This is a genomic window from Streptomyces calvus (assembly GCF_006782915.1).
Classification (GTDB): domain Bacteria; phylum Actinomycetota; class Actinomycetes; order Streptomycetales; family Streptomycetaceae; genus Streptomyces; species Streptomyces calvus.
In genome coordinates this window covers 304,327-326,279 of record NZ_VCNP01000010.1, presented here as the reverse complement: position 1 = coordinate 326,279, position 21,953 = coordinate 304,327, and the positions used below count along the sequence as shown (strand labels likewise).

The window sequence follows — 21,953 nt, the reverse complement described above, 5'->3', positions numbered from 1 at the left end:
TCAGCCGACGAACTCGACGTCGGAGGTCAGCCAGCGCCCGTCCCGGTGCACCAGGTCGAGCTGCAGCCGGTAGGTGCGCGCCTCGCCGTCGGGCACGGCCGTGTTGGTCACCTTGCTGTCGGCGACCACCAGCACCCGGGCCGAGCGCGCGTCGGAGCGGACGATGCCCGCTTCGAGGACCTGCCCCTGCGAGACCGACTTGTTCTGCGCGACCAGCTTCGTCAGCTCCTCCGTCTGCGCGGCGAACTCCTTGCGGAAGTCACCCGTCGCGCCCTTCAGCACAGTGGCGCTGTCGCGCTCGTAGTGCCGGTAGTCCAGCGAAGTGAAGTTCAGCGCCGACTGGCGGGCCGCGGCCAGCACGTCCTGCCGCCGCTGCTCCGCCTCCCGCTGTTCCTGCACCCCGAACGCGAGCCAGAGCGCCGACCCGGTGGTCAGCACCGTCGCCACGACGAGCCCCGTGGCCACCGCCCGGGAACGCCCCGCCCGCGCCAGGCGGCGGGCCGCCGCGCGTATCCGTCCGCTCACGCCCGTGCCATCGGTCCGACGAGCAGCCATTGCCACGACTCCTTTCCGAACATGCTCTGTTCGCCGCCGGTCGAGCCGATCTCGACGGGCCTTCCGTCCGGGCCGGTCGCCATGCCGGTCGCCGGGTCGTACGGGGTGACGTGCGCCGCCGGTTCCGCCCCGCCCCGTGCGGAGGTGGCACCGGGCGCGTTCTGCGCGCCGCGCACCGAGGTCTCGCTGCCGCGCGGCTCCGCGCAGCGGGCGCCGGTGTTCGCCCCGCGCGTGCTCGTGTCGGCCGGGTCGCGCCGCCGGGTGTCGTAGCCGCGGGTGCACGGCGGCGGGTCGTCGGCGCCCACGACCATCCCGAAGTGCGTCGTGCCGTCGCCGGGAATGACCGTGTAACTGCCCGACACCACCACGGGGAACGTCACCAGCGCCTGTTCCACGCCGGGCAGCCGCGCCACGGTGACCCGGCCGCCGCTGATGAGGTTGGCCAGCAGCACCGGCACGCTCGACCCGGTGGACTTCAACAGCGAGTTGATCTCCACCGCGGCCGGGGTCGCGTTGCCGATGAGCCGGCGCAGATCGCCGTCGCTGGACTTCAGCTGCTCCGTCAGCGCCGCCAGGTCGCGGGAGAACGCCTTGATCGCCGAGCCCTGGTCGGCCTGCGTCTTGAGGACCGTGCGCGAGTCCTCGATCAGCGCCACCGTCTCCGGCAGCGCCTCGGACGCCGACTCCACGAGCGCGTTGCCCGAGTCGACCAGCTTGCCCAGGTGCGGTCCCGTACCGGCGAACGCCTTGCCCAACTCGTCCACGGTGATGCGCAGATCGTCCTTGCCGACCGAGTTCACCAGCCGGTCCAGGCCCACCACCAGGTCCGTGGTCGGCAGCGGCACCCGGGTGTGCGCCTTCGGGATGGTGCTGCCGTCCAGCAGATACGGTCCGCCGCCGCGGCGCGGCTGGAGGTCGACGTACTGCTCGCCCACCGCCGACCGGTTCGCCACCACGGCGAGCGTGTCGGCCGGGATGCGCGGCGCCTCGTCGTCGATCTCCAGCGCCACCGACACTCCGTCGCCGGTCAGCCGCATCGCGCCCACCCGGCCCACCGGCACACCCCGGTAGGTGACCTCGGCGCCGGAGAAGATCCCACCGGAGCCGGTGAACTGGGCCCGCACGGTGTACCCGCGGTCCAGGAGGGCGTCCGCCAGTCCCGTGTACTCGGTGCCCACGTACGACACGCCCACCGCGGTGACGGTGGCGAACGCCAGCAACTGGGCCCTGACCGTTCTGGTGATCACGGCTGCATCCCCTTCAGCATCAGCTCGGCCAGCGCCAGGTCGATCCCGGGCGGCAGACGGCGGGTGTCCCCGTCGCCAAAGCCGGCGGTGCACACCGGCGGGCACAGCGGGCCGCCGGCCCCCGGCGACGACGGCTCGCCGGGCGCGTCGGGCAGCGTGGGCGCGGACGGCTCGGGCAGCGGAACGTCCGGCACCTCCGGTACGCCGGGCAGGTCCGGCACCTCCGGCAGCTCCGGTGCGTCCGGCGCCCCGGGCCCGTCCTCGTCCTTCTCCGGCTCGTCGGTCAGGTTGCCGTAGATGTGCGACAGGTCGAGGTCGGCGGTGATCTGGAGGTTGACGTAGTCGCCCTTCACGGCGTCCACGACATTGCGCGGGAACGGGTAGGTGGTCAGCAGCTCCAGAGAGTTGGGCAGGTCGTCGCCCGCCTTGTTGAGCTGCTGGAGGATCGGGCGGAGCTGCTTGAGGTTGGCGACCATGTCGTCGTGGGAGGCGTTCACGACCCGGGTGCCGGTCCTGCCGAGCTTCGACAGCGCCGTCAGCATCTTCGTCAGGTCGCGGCGCTGGTCGGCGAGGACCTTCAAGGCCGGCGGCATGGTGTCGACCGCCTCCGCGATGGTCTCCTTCTCCTTGCCGAGCCGCTTGGCCAGCCGGTCGATGCCCTCGAGCGCGCGGACGATCTCCTTGCGCTGCCCGTCCAGGCCGCCGAGGAACGTGTCGAGCTCCTTCAGCAGCGACTTCACCCGGTTCTCCCGGCCGTCCAGCGCCTTGTTCAGCTCGACGGTGATGGTCTTCAGCTGCGCCACGCCGCCGCCGTTGAGCAGCGCCGACAGCGCGGACAGCACCTCCTCGATCTCCGGGTTGCGGCCGCTGCGGGACAGCGGGATGCGGTCGCCGTCGGCGAGGCGCCCGACGGGTGCGGTGCCGGCGGGCGCGGACAGCGCCACGTACTTCTCGCCGAGCATGCTGGTCTGCCGCAGTTCGGCGACCGCGTTGGCGGGCAGCTTCACCGAGTCCGCGACGCGCAGCCGCACCCGGGCGTGCCAGCCGTCCAGTTCGACCTCCTCCACCGCGCCCACGGTGACGTCGTTCACCTTCACGGCGGACTGCGGCACCAGGTCCATCACGTCCCGGAACTCGACGGTGACGTGGAAGGCGCGGCCGTCGGCGGCGGCGCCGCCGGGCAGCGGCACGTCGTGCCAGCCGTTGAACTCGCAGCCGGACAGCAGCAGGGTGCCCGCCGCCGCCCAGGCCACCACGCCGGTGCGCCGGCGCGCCGCCGCGGGCCGTGTCACCGCGGGCCGCGCGCCCGTGTCTCGTGCGCTCATGCGTCGGCCTCCAGGATCCCGCCGAGGGTGCGGTCGACCGAGCCGGAGGCCGGTGCCTTCGGCAGTTCGGGCAGGGAGTCGAAGAGCCGCTGGAGCTCCCGGCAGTCGGGGTTCTCGCCGCCCTCGTCGCCGGTGGTCCGCAGCAGCGAGCACAGCAGCGCGGCCGGGTCCTGCGGGTGCTCGGGGTTGTTGCGGGTGTCGAGCGTGCCGGACGAGGCGTTGTAGGCGTTCTGCAGGTTGGACAGGCCGGTCGGCGCGACCTCCAGGAGTTCCTCCAGGGCGGCCCGCTGGGTGACCAGCACCTTGGTGACCTCGCTGAGTCCCCGCACGTTCGCCGTCAGCGACTTCTTGTTCTTCTTCACGAAGTCGGCCACGTCCCCGAGGGCCGTACCGAGGTTCTTCAGCGCCGCCGCCAAGTCCTTGCGCTCACCGGCCAGTTGCTCCGCCACCTCGGCGAGGCTGGTGTTGAACGCCCGCACCTCCTTGTCGTCGGCGGCCAGCGCCGTGGTGAACACCTGGAGGTTGCGCACGGTCCCGAACAGGTCGCCACGGTGGTCGGCGAGCGTGCCCGCCGCCTCGGAGAGGTCCTTCACCGTGCGGTGCAGATTCCCGCCCTGCCCCTCGAGGTTGTCGGCGCTCACGCCGAGCAGCCGGGACAGCGAGCCGTCCTTGTTGGCGCCCTCCGGGCCGAGCGCCTCGGCCGTGGTGCGCAGGCTGTCGAAGATCCGGTCCAGCTCGACCGGCACGGCCGTGCGCGACTCGGGGATCACGTCGCCGTCCCGCAGCGCCGGTCCCTTCCGGTACACCGGCAGCAGCTGCACGTAACGGTCGCTCACCACCGAGGAGTTGATGATCGCGGCCTGCGCGTCGGCCGGGATGCGGCGGCCCGCCCCGTACTCCAGCTCCACCCGCACCCGGCCGCCCTCCGGCACGATCTCCTTGACCTCGCCGATCCGCACGCCCAGGACGCGCACGTCGGAGCCGGGGTAGATGCCGACGGTGCGCGGGAAGTACGCCGTGACGCGCACGGTGTCGGGGCGCGGCCACAGCGCGTAGGCGAGCCCGGCGACCAGCGCCAGGGCGGTGAGCAGCGCGATGCGTTTCCTCACGGGGTGCCTCCCGTCCTGGGCACCACGGGTGCCGCGACCAGGTTCTGGATGTAGCTGTCGAACCAGCGGCCGTTGCCGAGGGTGTTGGAGAAGACCCGGACGTAGGGGGCGAGCAGGGCGACGCTGCGGTCCAGGCTCTTCTGGTTGCGTTCCAGCATCCTCACGAACGTGTTGAGGTTCTTCAGGGCGGGACCGATCTCCTTGCGGTTGTCCTCCACCAGACCGGACAGTTCGACGCCCAGCTCCGCGGAGGTCGTCAGCAGCTTGTGGATCGCCTTGCGGCGCTTGCTGATCTCCTTGAACAGCTCGTTGCCGTCCTTGACCATGGCGCTGAAGTCGCCGGAGCGTTCGGCCAGCACACCGCTGACGCCGTTCGCCCGGTCGAGGAGTTCACCGAGCTCCTTGTCGCGCGAGGCGACCGTCCGGGAGATCTTCGACAGGCCCTTGATGGAGGCGCGCACCTCCTCGGGCGAGTCCTCGAAGGTCGCCGACAGGGTGTCCAGCGCCTTGGCCAGCCGCTGCGTGTCGACCTCCTCCGTGGTGGTCGTCAGATCGCTGAACGCCTCCACCACGTCGTACGCCGGGACGGTGCGCCGCAGCGGGATCTCGCTGCCCGCCGGGAGCTGCCCGGGACCTTCGGGGTGCAGGGCCAGGTACTTGGCGCCGAGGATGGTCTCCACCCGGATCGACGCGCCGGTCTCCCGGCCGAACTCCGGTTCGCCGCGCAGCTTGAAGACCACCTCGACGTGGTCGCCGTCCAGGTCGACGGTCTCCACCTTGCCGACCTTGACCCCGGCGATCCGCACCTCGTCGCCCGGCTTCAGCCCGCCCGCCTCGGAGAACGCCGCGCTGTAGCGGGTGCCGCCGCCGATCACCGGCAGGCTGTCCGCGTTGAACGCGGCGACGGTCAGCAGCGCCAGGACGGTCAGCCCGACGGCACCGATGACCACGGGATTGCGTTCCCGGAACGGCTTCGTCCGGGGACCGCCGCCCTTGCGGCGCCGCAGCCTCGGCAGCCGCGGGCGCGGCAGCCTCGGCGGGTCGATCCGCACCTTCATCAGCGGCTCCGGCCGGCGCCGGCGGCGCGGCAGGAAACGTGTGCTCATGAGCCGCACCTCGCCCGTGCCACGTGCAGTCCCGGTTCGAGCACCCGGTCGCTTCCCGGCAGCACCACCCGGCCGTCGAAGTCGCACAGGTAGAAGTTGAACCACGAGCCGTAGGACGCCGTCCCGGTCAGCTCGTTGAGCTTGTTAGGCAGCCGCTTCAGCACGCCCTCCACGGTCTTCTCGTTGTCGTTCAGGGTTCCGGTCAGCTCGTTCAGTTCGGCGATGTCGTCCTTCAGCGGCGGCCGCGCGTCCTTCAGCAGCCCCGAGGTGGCCTCCGTGAGGTCGCCGATGCCCACCAGCGACTCGCCGAGCGGTTTGCGGTCCGCGGACAGCCCCGAGATCACCCGCCGCAGCTGCTTCAGCAGCCCGGAGAACCGGCCGCTGCGCTTGTCGAGCGTGGTGAGCACCGTGTTGAGGTTGGTGACGACGGAACCGATCAGCTCGTCCCGGTCGGCGAGCGTCGTAGTGAGCGACGCGGTGTGCGCCAGCAGGCTGTTCACCGTGCCGCCCTCGCCCTGGAGCGTCTTGATGATGTCGGTGGCGAGCCTGTTGACGTCCTCCGGGCTGAGCGCGGCGAACAGCGGCTTGAACCCGTTCAGCAGCACGTTGAGGTCGAGCGCGGGCTGGGTCCGCGACAGCGGGATGGTGCCGCCCGGCCGCAGCCGGGAGGCGCTGCCCGCGCCCTCGGTGAGCGCGACATAGCGCCGGCCGACCAGGTTCCGGTAGCGCACCACCGCGCCGGTCGTCGTCAGCAGCGGCCGGTCGGCGCGGACGCTGAAGGTGATCTCCGCCCGGGTCCGGTCCTTGATCCGGATCTCCTCGACCTCGCCGACGCGCACCCCGGCGACCCGGATGTCGTCGCCCTCCTCCAGGCCGGTGACATCGCTGAACACCGCCCGGTAGGAGTGCTTCGGCTCGAAGGAGATGTTGACGATGGTGGCGGCGAGCAGGGCCGTCGCCAGGATCGTCACCACGGCGAACAGGCTGAACTTGACCAGTGGGGCCACGGTCCGGCGGGCCTTGGACGTGCTCATGCGACGCTCACCGCCGTTCCGCGGGCCAGCGGGCCGAACAGCAGGGTCGTCACCGGCGGCACCTCGTCCGCCGGCACGCCCAGCACGGGCGCGACGAGCGAGCCGACGGCCCGCTGCTCGGCGGCCGTGGCGGACACCGGCGAGGAACCGCCGACGCCGCCCGGAGCACCGGACTTCGCCCCGTCGTCCAGGTCGATGTGCGGTGCCGGCACCTGCGGATGGGGCAGGCCGTGGCAGTTCGGGCCGGACCGCTCGCCGTGGACGGGCTCCTCACCGGGCTCGTACGCCGGCCGTGCGCGGACCACCTCCAGGGTGATCCGCATCCTGCCGCCCCGGTACGTCTCCTCGGCGGCCTTGTTCTGCCGGACCAGGCCGGCCAGCAGGCACGGGTACTCGGGGGAGTAGCGGGCGAACAGGTCGAGCGTGGGCCGGGAGACCCGGCCCAGGGTGATCAGGCGGTCGCCGTTGGTGTCGAGGAACTCCCGCCCGGTCCCGGCGACGGTCGCCGTGGTGCGCAGCGCCGAGGCCAGCCGGTCCTTCTTCTCGACCAGGGTGCGGCTGGTGGTGACGGTGTTGCGCAGGATCCGCAGCAGGTCCGGTGCCGCGTCGCCGTACACCTCGGCGACGTCCGCGAACCGCGAGATGTCCTCCTTCAGCGACGGCAGATGCGGATTGAGCTTGCGCAGGTAGGCCTCCAGCCGCGTGAGGTTGTCGCCGATGCGGTCGCCGCGGCCCTCCAGGGCGCCGGCGAACGCGGACAGCGTGGCGTTGAGTTCACCGGGTTCGACCGTGCGCAGCAGCGGCAGCAGGTCGTTCATCAGCTGCTGGACCTCCATGCCGACCGTCGTGCGGTCCTGGGTGATGACGTCGCCGGCCCGGATCGGCCGGGCCGCGGAGCCGCCGGGCGCCACCAGGTCGACGTACTTCTCGCCGAACAGCGTCTTGGGCAGCAGCCGGGCCCGTACGTCCGACGGGATGCGGCCCACGTGCTCGGGCTTCAGGGCCAGGTCGAGGGTGGCCCCGGTGCCGTCCGCGTGGACCTCGCGCACCTCGCCGACCAGCAGCCCGCGCAGCTTCACGTCGGCCCGCGGGTCGAGCTGGTTGCCGAGCCGGCCGGCCTCCAGCGTGACCTTGACGACGGGCGTGAACGCCTGCTGGTAGACGGCCACCGCGAGGGACAGCAGCAGCGCCAGCACGGCGATGAAGGCGATGCCGTACAGCCTCAGTCTCAGCACTCTCACCGCGCTCACCCCGCGATCCGTACGGTCGTGTTGGCGCCCCAGATCGCCAGGGACAGGAAGAAGTCGAGGACGTTGATCGCCACGATCGAGGTGCGCACCGCGCGGCCCACCGCGACGCCCACCCCGGCCGGACCGCCGCTCGCGTGGTAGCCGTAGTAGCAGTGCACCAGGATGATCAGCACCGCGAAGACGATCACCTTGCCGAACGACCAGAACACGTCGACCGGCGGCAGGTACTGGTGGAAGTAGTGGTCGTAGGTGCCCGTCGACTGCCCGTAGTAGCCGGTGGTGATGGTCCGCGCGGCCAGGTACGACGACAGCAGCCCCACCACGTACAGCGGGATCACGGCGACGAATCCGGCGATCATCCGGGTCGTCACCAGGAACGGCAGCGAGGGCACGCCCATCACCTCGAGGGCGTCGGTCTCCTCGCTGATCCGCATCGCGCCGAGCTGCGCGGTGAACCCGGCGCCGACCGTCGCCGACAGGGCCAGCCCGGCCACCAGCGGCGCGATCTCCCGGGTGTTGAAGTAGGCCGACAGGAAGGCCACGAAGTTGGAGGTGCCGAGCTGGTTGAGGGCCGCGTAGCCCTGGAGCCCGACCTCGGTGCCGGTGAAGAACGACAGGAAGGCGATCACGCCGACCGTGCCGCCGACCACGGCGAGCGCGCCCCGGCCGAAGCTCACCTCGGCCAGCAGCCGCAGCACCTCCTTCTTGTAGCGGCGCAGCGTGCGGCCCGTCCACGCCAGTGAACGGCCGTAGAAGACCAGTTGGGTGCCCAGCTCCTCCAGGGAGCGCAGGGGGCGTTCGAGAAGTCGTCGTGAGCGCACCGGTCAACCCCTCTGCGGGACGACCTGGAAGTACACCGCGGTCATCACGAAGTTGGTCACGAACAGCAACATGAAGGTGATCACCACGGACTGGTTCACGGCGTCGCCCACACCCTTGGGCCCGCCCTTCGCGGTGAGTCCCTTGTACGAGGCGACGATCCCCGCGATCGCCCCGAACACCAGCGCCTTCAGCTCCGCCGCCCACAGGTCGGACAGCTGGGCGAGGGTGGTGAAGGAGGCCAGGTAGGCGCCCGGGGTGCCGTTCTGCAGCACCACGTTGAAGAAGTAGCCGCCCGCCACGCCGACCACCGACACCAGGCCGTTGAGCAGCACGGCCACCACCATGGAGGCCAGCACGCGCGGCACGACCAGCCGGTGGATCGGGTCGATGCCGAGCACCTGCATCGCGTCGATCTCCTCGCGGATCTTCCGCGCCCCGAGGTCCGCGCAGATCGCCGTGCCGCCCGCGCCCGCGATCAGCAGCGCGGTGACGATCGGCGAGGCCTCCCGCAGCACGGCGAGCACCGAGGCCGCGCCCGCGAAGGACTGCGCACCCAGCTGCCGCGTCAGGCTGCCGATCTGCAGCGCGATGACCGCGCCGAAGGGGATGGAGACCAGGGCGGTCGGCAGGATCGTGACGCTGGCGACGAACCACGCCTGCTGGATGAACTCCCGCGCCTGGAACGGCCGTCGGGGCAGGGTCCGCAGCACGTCCAGTGCGAGCGCGAACAGGCTGCCGGAGTGGCGCAGCGCGCCGGTGGGCGACAGGCTCACGCGCCGGCCCCCTCGGCGCAGTGCAGCTCGGCCTCGCGCCGCGCGATCGCCTCCCAGCGGGGCGGGCGGGTGATGCCGGGGCCCGGCAGCAGGCGCGGCGTGATTTCCGGGACGCGCCCGGTGTCGTCGAGCTGCGCGAGCTCCTGCTCGACCTGTGCGGCGTCCTTCTCCTCCGCCATGCCGATCGGCCCCTGCATCCTGCCGTGCAGGAACTGCCGTACGACCGGCTCGTCACTGGTCAGCAGCCGCTCCCGGGGACCGAACATCACCAGTTCGCGGCGGAACAGCAGCCCGATGTTGTCCGGCACCTGCCGGGCCGAGGCGATGTCGTGCGTGACGATCAGGAACGTCGCGTCGATTTGGGCGTTGAGGTCGACGATCAGCTGGTTGAGGTAGGCGACCCGCACCGGGTCCAGGCCCGAGTCCGGCTCGTCGAACAGGATGATCTCCGGGTCGAGCACCAGCGCCCGGGCCAGCCCGGCCCGCTTGCGCATGCCGCCGCTGATCTCGCCGGGCAGCTTCGACTCGGCGCCGATCAGCCCGACCATGTCCATCTTCTCCAGCACGATGCGCCGGATCTCGCTCTCCGGCTTGCGGGTGTGCTCGCGCAGCGGGAAGGCGATGTTGTCGTAGAGGTTCATCGAGCCGAACAGGGCGCCGTCCTGGAACAGCACCCCGAACAGCTTGCGCACCTCGTACAGCTCGTGCTCGCGCAGCTTGGTGATGTCGCGCCCGGCGACCTTCACCGAGCCCCGGTCCGGCTTGAGCAGCCCGACGAGCGTCTTGAGGAACACCGACTTGCCCGTCCCCGAGGGGCCGAGCATCACCGAGACCTCCCCGGCGGGCAGCGTCAGTGAGACGTCCTGCCAGATGACCTGACGGCCGAAGGACTTGGTCAGCCCCTCCACGCAGATCTCGACACCCATCCGGTTCACCCTTCGCCCACGGCAGCAGCTCCGACATCTGCTCTACGGGGAGGGGCGGGCCGTCCGTCGCGACGGACCCGAATTTTTTTGCGACGGCGCTCCGCGGGAGGTTCTACGGGTGCGCCGCGGGCCTCCTGCGGGCGCGGCGCGGGCGGTTCACGGCAGCGGAACGGAGGGTGCGCCGGGCAGCGGTGCGGAGTCCTGCCCGGGCTCGGGGACGTCCGCGGACGGCAACGGCGGCGCGGAGGGCAGTGCGGGCGCCGACGGCATCGACGCCCCGGCCGACCCGGCCGGCAGGTCCGGCACGCCGGGCAGTTCCGGCAGGCCCGGCACGCCGCCCACCTCGGGCACCTCCGGCACCTCGGTCCGGGCCAGCTCGGACACCTCGGGCAGCACCGGCAGGACGGACGTGAGCAGCGAGCCGTCGGCGGGCGCACCCGTGGCCTCCGGGCCCGCCGCCCCCGGCGCAGGCGTCCGGTCCGGGCGGGCCGCCGGGTGCGACGGCGCGGCGGTGCCGCCGGTGGCGGGCGCCTCGGCGTCCTGCGAGCTGGAGGACCGCGGCGTCGAGCCGCTGCCGCCGTCGTCCAGCGTGTGCGGCACCACGAACCCGGCCACCGCGAGCGTGGCCGCCGTGGAGGCGACGGCGACGGCCTGGGCCTTGCCGCCCGTGCGGGGCCGCCCCCGGCCGCACAGGAACAGCGCGAGGCCGAGCGTCCCGGCCAGCGAGTTCCTGAGCGTGCGCCGGGCCCTGGCCAGCAGCGACTCCACCGTCCGGTAGCTCAGTCCCATGTGCACCGCGACCTGGCCGACGTCCAGGTCCAGCGACTTCAGCCGCAGCGCCTCCGCCTGCCGTGCGGGCAGTTCGCCGCTGCGTACCGCCAGCCACCTGGCCTCGGCCCGGTCGCACACCGCCTCCTCGACGGGCACCGGGCCGGGCGCGACCAGCGTGGGGCTGGTGCGCACCTCGGCCTCCCGGTGGACCTGCCGGTACCGGTCGACGCACAGCCGCATGGTCACGGTGGTCAGCCAGGCGCCGAGCCGCTCGTCGTCCAGGTCCGGACGCTCGGCGGCCCGCAGCATCGCCTCGTGCACCGCGTCCTCGGCGTCCTCCTGGCTCATCGACCGGCGCCGGGCCACCTTGAGCAAGTGCTCACGGTGGCCCCACATCCGCTCCCAGCGCTCCTGCGCCGCCTGTGCCTGAGCAGGCATGTCCGTCGCCATGAGGGCCCCTTCGCTCACCCACCGGTCCCGTGCCGTCCGGCGGTGGGCGACATTACCGTCCGGTAGCGGCAATTGGGGAGGGGGTGGCCGGTATCGAGTCCGCACCGTTGCTGGTCAGCGGGCCGCCCTCGGGCAGCAGCCCGCCGTCGGGGACGACGGGAGCCGGGGCGGGCACCGGCAGGCCGGTCCCGTCGGCCGGGGCCGGGTCGTCCGCCGGGCGGGACCGGGTCGGGGCCGGCGAGGCGGGCGGCGCGGAGGGCGCCCGGGTGGGGGCGGTGTCCGGGCGGGCGGACGGCGCCGGCTTCGGGGCCGGTGACGGGGACGCGGTGCCGCGCAGGCGTTCCGGGGCCCCGGCGGAGGCGTCCGGCACCACCCGGTGACCGGTCAGGTAGTACGCGTACCAGGCCCGGACCGTGCGCAGATACGCCGTCGAGTGGTTGTAGCCGAGGATCGCCCGGTCCAGCTGGGCGGGGTCGGACAGGTCCCGGCCGCCCGCGCACAGGTAGCGTCCGGCGGCGAGCGCCGCGTCGAAGACGTTGTTCGGGTCGCTCCGTCCGTCGCCGTTGCCGTCGGCGCCCCAGCGGGCCCAGGTCGACGGGATGAACTGCATCGGGCCGACCGCGCGGTCGTACACCGTGTCCCCGTCGTGCGCGCCGCCGTCGGTGTCCCGGATGAGCGCGAAGGCGACGCCGTCCAGCCGGGGCCCGCGGATCGGCGTCACGGTCGTACCGTCCGGGGTGACCCGGCCGCCGCGCGCCTGCCCGGACTCCACCTGGCCGATCGCCGCCAGCAGGTGCCACCGCAGCCGGCAGCCCGGCGCGCTGCGGGCCAGCTCCGACTCGGCCCGGCGGTAGGCGGCGAACACGGTCGCCGGCAGGGCGGCGCCCGCCGGCGTGAGGCGGTGCCCGTCGGGCTCGCCGGTGCGCAGCGGCGGCAGCTCGGTGCGGTACGGGGTGTCGCCGGAGACGCTCGGACCGTGCCCGGACGGCGTCGGCCGCGCCGCCGCCGGAGCCGGTGTCCCGCTCGCGTCCGCCGCCTGCGACCCGGTGAGCAGCACCATCGCCGTCACCGCCGCCGCCGTGCCCCGGGCGCCCCGCGCCGCACCGGCACCCCGAAATCCCTGTCCCGCCATGTCGTGTCCCCTCCCTGCGGATGTCCTCCGCCTGCTCTACGCGGCACCGGGGCGGGTCCGTCGGCCGGGATCCGGGGATTTCCGGTGGGGCGCTGCCCGGCACGCAGGTCCGTTAAGGTCTCCCCAAGCGGCCGGCCGGCCCGGGCCGCGGACCTGGCGCAACGCACGGGTCGGAGCGGATGCCATGGGGGCACAGTGCGACTGAAAGTGGAGTTCACGACCGAGCCCTTCGACCTCGACGAGGCGCCCGCGCACGCGGTGGTGGCCCGCGAGGTGATCGAGGCGGCCGAGCTGGACGCCGTGGACGTCGGGCCCTTCGGCAACACCGCCGAGGGCGACGCCGACGCGGTGCTCACCGCCGTGGACGCGCTGCTGCGCCGCTCCCTGACGGCCGGCGCCACCCGGATCTCCCTCCAGGTCAACGTGGTCGAGGAGGGCGACCGGTGACCGGCACGGGCGACGAGGACTTCATCACCGCGGTGAAGCCGCTGGTCGACGCCATGGGCGGCGAGATGGTCCCGCCGGACGAGGCCGGCGCCGACGACGTGGTGCTCTCCTGGCGGGGGGCCGGCGTGGTCGCGGTGCGCCTGCCGCAGCTCGCGGACTCCCTCGATCACATCCTGGCGGCCCTGGAGCGCGGGAAGGGCATGCCGCTGGCGGACCTGGACCGCAAGGCGAAGCAGGAGATCGTGCGCAGTCTGGAGGCGCGCGGCGCCTTCGCCGTGCGGCACGGCGTGGAGACCGTGGCGAGCGCGCTCGGGGTCAGCCGCTTCACCGTCTACAACTACCTCAACCGCGAGAAGGACTCCTGAGCACGGTCCTGCGGAACCGGAGGACGGCGGGCGGCGAGGGGCGGACGGCGGACGGCGGGGCGACGGACAGCGGGACGACGGACGACGGACGGCGAGCGTTCCCCTTCGTTACCCCGAATTTTCAACAAACTGTTGACGCGCTGGGCGTGACGGCGTTCACTGTCGGCACGCCCGTTCCGCAGCACGAAGGCCGTTCGCGGCCACGGAGGCTCCCGTGACGTCGACTTCCACGCCCTCGGGGCTGGCCCGCTTCAACGCCCTGGAGGAGCACGCCGCCCTCGCCGCGCTCCACGAGGCATGCGCCTCCAGGGCATGGGCCCGGCGCCTGCTCGCCGCCCGCCCCTACGCCACCGCCGAGGACCTGTACGCCGCCAGTGACGCCGCCATGGCCGACCTGACCACGGAGGACCTCCACGAGGCGATGGCCGGGCACCCGCCGATCGGCCGCCCCGAGCCGGGCGACCCGGCCTCCGCCCGCGAGCAGAGCGGCATGGCCGGCGCCCCGGACGCGCTCAAGGCCGAGATGCTCGAACTGAACCTGGCCTACCAGGAGAAGTTCGGCCACGTGTTCCTCATCTGTGCCACCGGCCGGACCGGCGAGCAGATGCGCGACGCCGTCAAGGAACGCCTCGGCAACGCGCCGGAGCAGGAACGCGAGATCGCCCGCACCGAACTGGGGAAGATCAACCGCATCCGGCTGGCCCGACTCGTCGAAGAGGACTGACGCAGACATGAGCACCGACACCACCGCTTCCGTGTCCACGCACATCCTGGACACGAGCGCGGGCCGCCCCGCCGAGGGCGTCGCCGTCCGGCTCTCCGCCCGTGCGGGCCGGGAGGCGGACTGGCGGGAGCTCGGCGGTTCCGCGACCGACGCGGACGGGCGGTGCAAGGACCTGCCGGCCCCGCCGGAGGGAACCACCCACGTACGGCTCGACTTCGCCGTCGAGGCGTACTTCGAAGAAACCGCGAAGAAGCAAGCCGATGCGCAGCAGGACGCCCCCGCGAATCGGGACAGCGGTGCCGCGTTCTTCCCCGAGGTGGCGATCACCTTCGCCGTGAACCCCGGGGAGCACTACCACGTACCGCTGCTGCTCAACCCGTTCGGCTACTCCGTATACCGAGGGAGCTAGCGAGCAATGCCCACCTTTCTGGGACAGAACCAGTACGGCAAGGCAGAGAACCGAGTCGTCAGGATCACGCGGGACGGCGCCACCCACCACATCAAGGACCTGAACGTCTCCGTCGCCCTGTCCGGCGACATGGACGAGGTCCACTACTCCGGTTCCAACGCCAACGTCCTGCCGACCGACACCACCAAGAACACGGTGTACGCGTTCGCCAAGGAGCACGGCATCGAGTCCGCCGAGCAGTTCGGCATCCACCTCGCCCGCCACTTCGTCACCTCCCAGGAGCCCATCCACCGGGCGCGCATCCGCATCGAGGAGTACGCCTGGGAGCGCATCGCCACCTCCGACGCCAACTCCAGGTTCATCGGCGCGGACGAGATCAAGCACTCCTTCGTCCGCAAGGGCCAGGAGACCCGGCTGACCCAGATCACCTACGACGGCGAGCAGTGGGAGGTCGTCTCCGGTCTGAAGGACCTGACGGTGATGAACTCCACCAACTCCGAGTTCTGGGGCTACGTCAAGGACAAGTACACGACGCTGAAGGAGGCGTACGACCGGATCCTCGCCACCTCGGTCTCCGCCCGCTGGCGGTTCAACTGGACCGACGACGAGCAGAAGATGCCCCACTGGGAGAAGTCCTACGAGCAGACGAAGAAGCACATGCTCCAGGCCTTCGCCGAGACCTACTCCCTCTCGCTCCAGCAGACGCTGTACCAGATGGGCGCGCGGATCATCGACCACCGCAGCGAGATCGACGAGGTCCGCTTCTCCCTCCCGAACAAGCACCACTTCCTGGTGGACCTGGAACCGTTCGGGCTAAAGAACGACAATGAGGTCTACTTCGCCGCCGACCGGCCCTACGGCCTGATCGAGGCCACCGTCCTGCGGGACGGCTGCGAACCGCGGATCCCGGTGGACCTCACCAACCTCTGACCGCACCCACCGACCGCACCTCACTCGGCACCCGTGGCCGGGGAGGACGTCTCCCCGGCCACGGCACTCAAAACCCCCGGGGTCCTGCCGTGCCCTCTCCACGAAAGCGAAAAGGACGCACCATGGCAGCAGCCCAGCGCATCGTCATCGACAACTGCGCCATCGCGACCGTCGACGCCGAGGACACCGAGTACGCCTCCGGCCACCTCGTCCTCGCCGGCAACCGCATCGAGTCGCTCGGCGCGGGCCCGGCCCCCGACGGCCTGGAGAACGTCGCCCGCCGCATCGACGCCGCCGGACACCTGGCGACGCCCGGACTGGTCAACACCCACCACCACTTCTACCAGTGGATCACCCGGGGCCTGGCCACCGACCACAACCTCTTCGACTGGCTCGTCGCCCTCTACCCGACCTGGGCGCGCATCGACGAGCCGATGGTGCGGGCGGCGGCCCGGGGCTCGCTCGCGATGATGGCCCGCGGCGGCGTCACCACCGCCATGGACCACCACTACGTCTTCCCGCACGGCTCCGGCGACCTGTCCGGCGCGATCATCGGCGCCGCCCGCGACATGGGCGTCCGCTTCACCCTCGCCCGCGGCTCCATGGACCGCAGCGAGAAGGACGGCGGCCTGCCCCCGGACTTCGCCGTGGAGACCCTGGAGGACGCGCTCGCCGCCACCGAGGAGACGGTGCGCACGCACCACGACCCCTCCTCCGACGCCATGACCCAGGTCGCCGTCGCCCCCTGCTCCCCGTTCTCCGTCTCCACCGAACTGCTCCGCCGGGGCGCGGAACTGGCCCGCCGGCTCGGGGTGCGCCTGCACACCCACGGCTCGGAGACCGTGGAGGAGGAGAAGTTCTGCCACGAACTGTTCGGCATGGGGCCCACCGACTACTTCGAGTCCACCGGCTGGCTCGGCGAGGACGTGTGGATGGCGCACTGCGTCCACATGAACGACTCCGACATCGCCGCCTTCGCCCGCACCCGGACCGGCGTCGCCCACTGCCCCTCCTCCAACGCGCGCCTCGCGGCCGGCATCGCCCGCGTCCCCGACCTCCTCGCGGCGGGTGTCCCGGTCGGCCTCGGCGTGGACGGCACCGCCTCCAACGAGTCCGGCGAACTGCACACCGAACTGCGCAACGCCCTGCTCGTCAACCGTCTGGGCGCCCACCGCGAGGCCGCCCTGAACGCCCGGCAGGCCCTGCGGCTCGGCACCTACGGCGGTGCCCGAGTGCTGGGCCGCGCCGACGAGATCGGCTCCCTGGAGCCCGGCAAGCTCGCCGACCTGGTGCTGTGGCGGATGGACACCCTCGCCCACTCCTCCATCGCCGACCCGGTCGCCGCGCTGGTCCTCGGCGCCGCCGCGCCGGTCACCGCCTCCTTCGTCAACGGCCGGCAGATCGTGGAGAACGGCCGGCTGCTCACCGCCGACGAGGACGAGATCGCCCGCTCGGCCCGGGCCGAGGCACAGCGGCTCGCCCGGATCGCCGGCCGGGACTGAGCACCCCGAAGTCTCCGGCCGGGAGGGACGGCTCCCGGCCGGTGACCGTGGACCCCGCGAGGGGTTCCACGGCGGCCGTCTCCGGGGCGCGCGTCCACGCGCGCCCCGGAGACGGTCCACCCGTCCGCCCCGGTCCCTCCCCCACTCTCGGCTTCGCTCGAGCGGGAGGTACCCGCATGCCCACCCGCACCACCTCCTTGACACCCACGACGGCCGTGTCGCGCCGCCGTGTACCCGACCGGAGGAGAGCCGCAGTGGCCGACCACCCCGTTGACGAGAAACTCCCCGCGCTGAAGATGGCGACGACCGGCCTGCAGCACGTGGCCGCCATGTACGCGGGCGTCGTCGCCCCACCCCTGATCGTCGGCGCGGCCATTGGTCTCACCGGCACCGAACTGACCTTCCTCACCGGCGCCTGCCTGTTCACCGCGGGCCTCGCCACCTTCCTGCAGACCCTCGGCATCTGGAAGATCGGCGCCCGGCTGCCGTTCGTCAACGGCGTCACCTTCGCCGGTGTCGCCCCGATGACCGCGATCGTCGCCTCCACCGACGACAAGGACGACGCACTGCCGATCATCTTCGGCGCCGTCATCGTCGCCGGCCTCCTCGGCTTCCTCGCCGCGCCGTTCTTCAGCAAGGCCGTGCGCTTCTTCCCGCCGGTCGTCACCGGCACCGTGATCACCCTCATCGGCGTCTCACTGCTGCCGGTCGCCTTCGGCTGGGCCCAGGGCGCGAGCCCCGCGGCGGACGACTTCGGCTCGGCCACCAACCTCGGCCTGGCCGCCGCCACCCTGGTGATGGTGCTGCTGCTGCGCCGCTTCACCCGCGGCTTCGTCAAGCAGATAGCCGTCCTGCTCGGACTCGTCGGCGGCACGCTGCTCGCCGTCCCGTTCGGCGTCACCGACTTCTCGCCGGTCGCCGAGGCGGACATCGTCGGCTTCCCGACGCCGTTCCACTTCGGCGCCCCGCAGTTCCAGCTCGCCGCGATCATCTCGCTGTGCGTGGTGATGGTGGTCTCGATGACCGAGTCCACCGCCGACATGCTGGCGCTCGGCGAGATCGTCGACCGCCCGGCGGACGAGAGGACCATCGCCGCCGGCCTGCGCGCCGACACCCTTGGCTCCGCCCTCAGCCCGCTGTTCAACGGCTTCATGTGCAGCGCGTTCGCGCAGAACATCGGCCTGGTCGCGATGACGCGGATCCGCAGCCGGTACGTCGTCGCCACCGGCGGCGGCTTCCTCGTCCTGATGGGCCTGTGCCCGATGGCGGCCTCGCTGATCGCCGTCGTCCCCCGTCCGGTGCTCGGCGGCGCGGGCGTGGTGCTGTTCGGGTCCGTCGCGGCCAGCGGCATCCAGACCCTGGTCAGGGCCGGGCTGGAGAAGGACAACAACGTCCTGATCGTCGCCGTGTCGCTGGCCGTCGGCATCATCCCGATCAGCGCACCGGAGTTCTACCACTCCTTCCCGGAGACGGCGCGGATCGTCCTGGACTCCGGCATCTCCACCGGCTGCGTGGTGGCGGTCCTGCTGAACCTCGTCTTCAACCACCTCGGCAACGGCGGCCGCGAGGCCGCCGACGTCACCCACCCGATGGAGGCCGGCGAGGAGATCTCCGGATCCGCGAAGGCCCCGGCCACGCCCTGAGGCGCGGCCGGGACGCCGTCGCCCGGACCGCCGGGCGGCGGCCGTCAGGCCGACCGGGCCACCGCCACCTCCTCGCGCAGGCGGGGCAGACGGTCGTGGTAGATGCCCGGGCAGAGGGTGTCGCCGTAGTCCTTGTGGCCGAAGATCTGCGTGGCGGGAATGCCGTAGCGGGCGCACACGTACGCGCACAGGGTCACCAGGACGTCCCACTGGGGGGTGGGCGGTACCGCGCCGTCGTGGTAGGCGCCCTCGCACGCGATCCCGATGGCCGAGGTGTTCTGCCCGGAGGTGTGCGCGCCGAGGACGAAGTTCCGCCCGCCGGTGAGCGCCTGGAGGCTGCCGTGCCGGCCCTCGGTGATCCAGCCGCCCCGGCTGACCAGGAAGTTGTAGCCGGTGTCGACCCAGCCGTTCTTGTCCATGTGCAGGTCCTGCACCCAGTGGGCGTGGGAGTGGGCCTGGGCGCGGGAGTAGTCGGAGGTGTTGGCGCTCACCGTGTGATGGACGACGATCTTGCTGGGCCGGTACTGCAGGACGCTGATGGTCCCTTTCGGGGACCGGGCGCCCCAGGCCGAGGTGGAGTCGATGTCCGGCTCGACGGCGGCGGTGCCGGCGAACGCGCTGCCCGGCAGGGCGCCGGCGGCGGCCAGGCCGGCCGCGCCGGCGATCAACAGGCGGCGCCGGATGGCGTTTTCGGGACGCACGATCACTCCTGTGGGGGGAGAGGGAGGGTGGGGGAGACGGGGGAGCCGGCGGCGGGCGGCCGCCGGCTCCGCCGGGTGATCGCGTACTGCCTACGACGTCACGTGTTGTTGGCGAGCGCCAGGAGCCGGTCGCGGGAGCCGTTGAACTGGTTGCGGTCCACGTTGCCGGAGACGCCGCTGACCGAACCGGTGGCGGTGTACTGCCACACCGTCCAGGTGGGGAAGCCGGCCGGGATCGTCGGCGAGGAGGCACCCCAGTGCGCGGCCCACAGCGGGCTCTTGCCGCCCATGCCGGTCCAGTTGCCGGTGCAGGTGTTCCACCAGCTGGCCGTCGTGTAGATCACCACGTCGCGCGAGGTGCGCGCCTTGTACGTGTTGTAGAAGTCGGTGATCCAGGTGCGCATGGCCGTGGTGGACAGGCCGTAGCACATCGCCCCGTAGGGGTTGTGCTCGATGTCGAGGACGCCCGGCAGGGTCAGGTTGTCGCGGGACCAGGCGCCGCCGCTGGAGGCGAAGAAGTTCGCCTGGGTGGCACCGTTGGAGACGTTGGGGCGCGCGAAGTGGTACGCGCCGCGGATGACGCCCGCGTGGTAGGCGTTCGTGTAGTTGCTGTTGAAGCGGTCGTCCTTGTAGGTGGTGCCCTCGGTTGCCTTGATCCAGGCGAACTGGATGCCCGCGTTGCGCACCGACGTCCAGTTGATGGCGCCCTGCCAGTGCGAGACGTCGATGCCCTGGACGCCGTCGGTCGGGGCCATGATGCCCATCGACGGTTCGTCCGCCGGGGCGCCCTCGTGGATGCGGGCACCCACACCCATGTACGCTTCGCCGGGCTGGACCTTGGCGCGGTCCCGGTCGGGCTGCGGGGCGGCGGTCGCGCCGCCCGCGGTGGTGGCCGTCAGCGCGAGTGCGGCGCCGAGGACGCCGAGCGCCGTGGCCACCTGTCTGCGGGTGCCGGTCCGGCGGGTGGGGAGAGAGAACATGACTGCCTCCTGACACTGTGGGGATGAGAGAAGGACGTGACGTCGGCCGCTGCCACCTGGCAGTTCCTGCTTTTTGACGTGCGCGCGTCATTAGTTACGCACGTAGATCTACGCGTGTAAAGGGTTACCGGGTCTCTCTGGTGGTCTGGTCCACTGCAGGAGCGGATGGCCTGGAAAGTTGGGCCCGTACGACGGAAACTTTCACCGCGTGAAAGCTGGACCGGCCCGCACCGCCGCAGCCGGCCCTGAGGGTTCCGCCCTCCCGGACGCCTGTCCGCACGGCCCGGGAACACCTCCCCGTCCAGGCCGAAAAGCCGGGCGTACGCGGCGAGTTCGGTTCTCTGACCCGCGCGGCGCGCCCGCGGCCGGCGCGGCCCCGGGCGGCCGGTTCACCGGGCCGGCCCCGCCCCGGAGCCGGGGCCGGTCGAGAGGCCGGCGCACGGACCGCCGCGAACGACGTGACGCGGGCCGACCGGCCGGATCGGCAGGGACGTCACGGTGCCGGCCCCGGGGCGAGGCGGAGCCGCACCGACGCGTGGCCGTGCTACAGGCCGAGCAGTCCCGGGTCCTTCGCCAGGTCCCGGAAGACCTCCTGCGGGTTCGGCACGAGCTTGCGCTGCGCGAGGTCGAGCAGACCGCCCACCGCCGTGATCTCGGCCGCCACCGTGCCGTCGGCCCTGGTGACGGTCTGCGCGATGTCGAAGATCTTGCCGCCGCGCCAGGTGAACGCGCAGCTCACGTCGACCTCGTCACCGGCCAGCAGCTCCCGCCGGTAGCGGACGGTCGTCTCCAGGGCGACCGGTCCCACGCCCTGCGCGAGGAGGCCGGACTGGGTGATCCCCGCCTCCTGGAGCAGGGACCAGCGCGCGTGCTCCGCGTAGTTGAGGTAAACGGCCTGGTTGAGGTGGCCCTGCACATCGGTCTCGTATCCGCGCACGGTCACACGGACGGAAAACGGCTCGCTCACTGCGTCCCCTTCACGCCGGCGCGACGCGTCGTCCGGCTCCCTCCGTCGTCCGGCTCGACCCGTCGTCCCGCTCGATCGGTCGTCCAGCACACCGATCCTGGCACGCCCCGCTCACACCCGTCGCGGAGACGCCAGGAGATGGCGCGCCCGGGTGCGCGGCTCCGTGTGCTCACCGACCTGCCACCCGGCCCGCTCCAGCGTCACCGCGCAGGCGCGCAGCGCCTCGGCGTCCGGCTCGTGGACGGCGACGGCCTCCGGCTGCGGAGTCTCCCGCACCCGGTAGCCGCTCCCGGCGTCCGGGCCGGCCGGCCGGTGCCCGGCGGCCTCCAGGGCGAGCGCGGCGGCCTGCACCAGATGCGCGCGCTCCCAGCCGCACGGCCGGTCCGTGGCACCGTCGGAGTTGGTCATCCGGCGCAGCTCCAGCAGCCCCTGCCAGGCACCGCGCACCTCCCGCAGCCGGGCGGGCCCCGCGGCGGGCGCGTCCTCCCCGCCGACCCGCGCGGCGAACACCCCGGCCGCGTCCGGCGCCCGCACCGCCTCCGGCGCCGGTTCCGCCCGCCCTTCCCGTATCCGGTGACCGGCCGGCGTCAGGAAGTGGTCGTGCGGCGGCCGCGGATGACGGAAGGCCAGCCCGCGCTTCACCAGCGCCGAGAGCAGCGCCGGCGTGCCCTTCAGCCGCCCGGTCACGGGATCGGCGTCCTCGATGACCCGCCGCTGCGCGGCGGTCGGCGGTCGGCTCACACCCCGCTCCTCTCCCCGGCCTTCTCCCTTGCGCGCACAGTACG

General features: G+C 72.4%; 23 protein-coding genes. 7 read left to right on the top strand and 16 right to left on the bottom strand.

The features are described from left to right. From FGW31_RS05735 to FGW31_RS05680, 12 genes are all read right to left on the bottom strand, one after another. The gene (locus FGW31_RS05735) at positions 1–555 is read right to left on the bottom strand and encodes a hypothetical protein (RefSeq protein WP_233288525.1); all 555 of its coding nucleotides are present in this window, start codon (positions 553–555) and stop codon (positions 1–3) included. Beyond that, positions 522–1,802, bottom strand: coding sequence for an MCE family protein (locus tag FGW31_RS05730; RefSeq protein WP_142192234.1), 1,281 nt, complete (start codon positions 1,800–1,802; stop codon positions 522–524). The genes FGW31_RS05735 and FGW31_RS05730 overlap by 34 nt, the downstream gene beginning before the upstream one ends. Next, positions 1,799–3,127, bottom strand: a complete 1,329-nt coding sequence (locus FGW31_RS05725; protein WP_142192233.1) for an MCE family protein — start codon at positions 3,125–3,127, stop codon at positions 1,799–1,801. Before FGW31_RS05725 ends, FGW31_RS05730 begins: the two co-directional genes overlap by 4 nt. Further along, positions 3,124–4,224, bottom strand: a complete 1,101-nt coding sequence (locus tag FGW31_RS05720; RefSeq protein WP_142192371.1) for an MCE family protein — start codon at positions 4,222–4,224, stop codon at positions 3,124–3,126. The genes FGW31_RS05725 and FGW31_RS05720 overlap by 4 nt, the downstream gene beginning before the upstream one ends. A gap of 8 nt (positions 4,225–4,232) precedes the next feature. After that, positions 4,233–5,342, bottom strand: a complete 1,110-nt coding sequence (locus FGW31_RS05715) for an MCE family protein (RefSeq protein ID WP_182674479.1) — start codon at positions 5,340–5,342, stop codon at positions 4,233–4,235. Then, positions 5,339–6,376: an MCE family protein gene (locus tag FGW31_RS05710; protein ID WP_142192232.1), complete on the bottom strand. Its 1,038-nt coding sequence runs from the start codon at positions 6,374–6,376 to the stop codon at positions 5,339–5,341. The genes FGW31_RS05715 and FGW31_RS05710 overlap by 4 nt, the downstream gene beginning before the upstream one ends. Further along, positions 6,373–7,617 carry an MCE family protein gene (locus FGW31_RS05705; protein ID WP_142192231.1) on the bottom strand — a complete coding sequence of 415 codons (1,245 nt, stop codon included), beginning with the start codon at positions 7,615–7,617 and terminating at the stop codon, positions 6,373–6,375. Before FGW31_RS05705 ends, FGW31_RS05710 begins: the two co-directional genes overlap by 4 nt. A 5-nt stretch (positions 7,618–7,622) precedes the next feature. Continuing rightward, positions 7,623–8,447: an MlaE family ABC transporter permease gene (locus tag FGW31_RS05700; protein WP_142192230.1), complete on the bottom strand. Its 825-nt coding sequence runs from the start codon at positions 8,445–8,447 to the stop codon at positions 7,623–7,625. A gap of 3 nt (positions 8,448–8,450) precedes the next feature. After that, positions 8,451–9,221 (bottom strand): MlaE family ABC transporter permease, encoded by a 771-nt coding sequence (locus tag FGW31_RS05695; protein WP_142192229.1) that lies wholly within the window; start codon positions 9,219–9,221, stop codon positions 8,451–8,453. Next, positions 9,218–10,147: an ABC transporter ATP-binding protein gene (locus FGW31_RS05690; RefSeq protein ID WP_142192228.1), complete on the bottom strand. Its 930-nt coding sequence runs from the start codon at positions 10,145–10,147 to the stop codon at positions 9,218–9,220. The genes FGW31_RS05695 and FGW31_RS05690 overlap by 4 nt, the downstream gene beginning before the upstream one ends. Before the next feature lie 156 nt (positions 10,148–10,303). After that, positions 10,304–11,368, bottom strand: a complete 1,065-nt coding sequence (locus tag FGW31_RS05685) for a sigma-70 family RNA polymerase sigma factor (protein ID WP_142192227.1) — start codon at positions 11,366–11,368, stop codon at positions 10,304–10,306. 52 nt (positions 11,369–11,420) lie between these two features. Next, entirely contained in the window at positions 11,421–12,500 is a 1,080-nt protein-coding gene (locus tag FGW31_RS05680; protein WP_182674477.1) for a lytic transglycosylase domain-containing protein, read from the bottom strand. 195 nt (positions 12,501–12,695) lie between these two features. Between FGW31_RS05680 and FGW31_RS05675 the strand changes: the two genes are divergently transcribed. The 7 genes from FGW31_RS05675 (at position 12,696) to FGW31_RS05645 (ending at position 18,520) form a co-directional block, all read left to right on the top strand. After that, entirely contained in the window at positions 12,696–12,947 is a 252-nt protein-coding gene (locus tag FGW31_RS05675) for a thiamine-binding protein (RefSeq protein ID WP_142192226.1), read from the top strand. Further along, the gene (locus tag FGW31_RS05670) at positions 12,944–13,312 is read left to right on the top strand and encodes a helix-turn-helix domain-containing protein (RefSeq protein ID WP_142192225.1); all 369 of its coding nucleotides are present in this window, start codon (positions 12,944–12,946) and stop codon (positions 13,310–13,312) included. The genes FGW31_RS05675 and FGW31_RS05670 overlap by 4 nt, the downstream gene beginning before the upstream one ends. Before the next feature lie 214 nt (positions 13,313–13,526). Continuing rightward, the gene (gene uraD / locus FGW31_RS05665; protein WP_142192224.1) at positions 13,527–14,036 is read left to right on the top strand and encodes a 2-oxo-4-hydroxy-4-carboxy-5-ureidoimidazoline decarboxylase; all 510 of its coding nucleotides are present in this window, start codon (positions 13,527–13,529) and stop codon (positions 14,034–14,036) included. 7 nt (positions 14,037–14,043) lie between these two features. Then, positions 14,044–14,445 (top strand): hydroxyisourate hydrolase, encoded by a 402-nt coding sequence (gene uraH, locus FGW31_RS05660; RefSeq protein WP_142192223.1) that lies wholly within the window; start codon positions 14,044–14,046, stop codon positions 14,443–14,445. 6 nt (positions 14,446–14,451) lie between these two features. Further along, entirely contained in the window at positions 14,452–15,375 is a 924-nt protein-coding gene (pucL, locus tag FGW31_RS05655) for a factor-independent urate hydroxylase (RefSeq protein WP_142192222.1), read from the top strand. Positions 15,376–15,497: 122 nt separating this feature from the next. Further along, positions 15,498–16,877, top strand: a complete 1,380-nt coding sequence (locus FGW31_RS05650) for an 8-oxoguanine deaminase (RefSeq protein ID WP_142192221.1) — start codon at positions 15,498–15,500, stop codon at positions 16,875–16,877. Positions 16,878–17,131: 254 nt separating this feature from the next. Beyond that, positions 17,132–18,520 carry a nucleobase:cation symporter-2 family protein gene (locus FGW31_RS05645; RefSeq protein ID WP_142192220.1) on the top strand — a complete coding sequence of 463 codons (1,389 nt, stop codon included), beginning with the start codon at positions 17,132–17,134 and terminating at the stop codon, positions 18,518–18,520. A gap of 44 nt (positions 18,521–18,564) precedes the next feature. On the opposite strand, the gene FGW31_RS05640 is transcribed toward FGW31_RS05645, so the two are convergent. From FGW31_RS05640 to FGW31_RS05625, 4 genes are all read right to left on the bottom strand, one after another. Continuing rightward, positions 18,565–19,227, bottom strand: a complete 663-nt coding sequence (locus FGW31_RS05640; protein WP_142192219.1) for a peptidoglycan recognition protein family protein — start codon at positions 19,225–19,227, stop codon at positions 18,565–18,567. Positions 19,228–19,319: 92 nt separating this feature from the next. Beyond that, positions 19,320–20,201 carry a lysozyme gene (locus FGW31_RS05635; protein ID WP_142192218.1) on the bottom strand — a complete coding sequence of 294 codons (882 nt, stop codon included), beginning with the start codon at positions 20,199–20,201 and terminating at the stop codon, positions 19,320–19,322. Between the two features lie 544 nt (positions 20,202–20,745). Continuing rightward, positions 20,746–21,168 (bottom strand): acyl-CoA thioesterase, encoded by a 423-nt coding sequence (locus FGW31_RS05630; RefSeq protein WP_142192217.1) that lies wholly within the window; start codon positions 21,166–21,168, stop codon positions 20,746–20,748. Positions 21,169–21,279: 111 nt separating this feature from the next. Further along, positions 21,280–21,909, bottom strand: a complete 630-nt coding sequence (locus FGW31_RS05625; RefSeq protein WP_142192216.1) for a hypothetical protein — start codon at positions 21,907–21,909, stop codon at positions 21,280–21,282. Positions 21,910–21,953 lie beyond the last annotated feature (44 nt).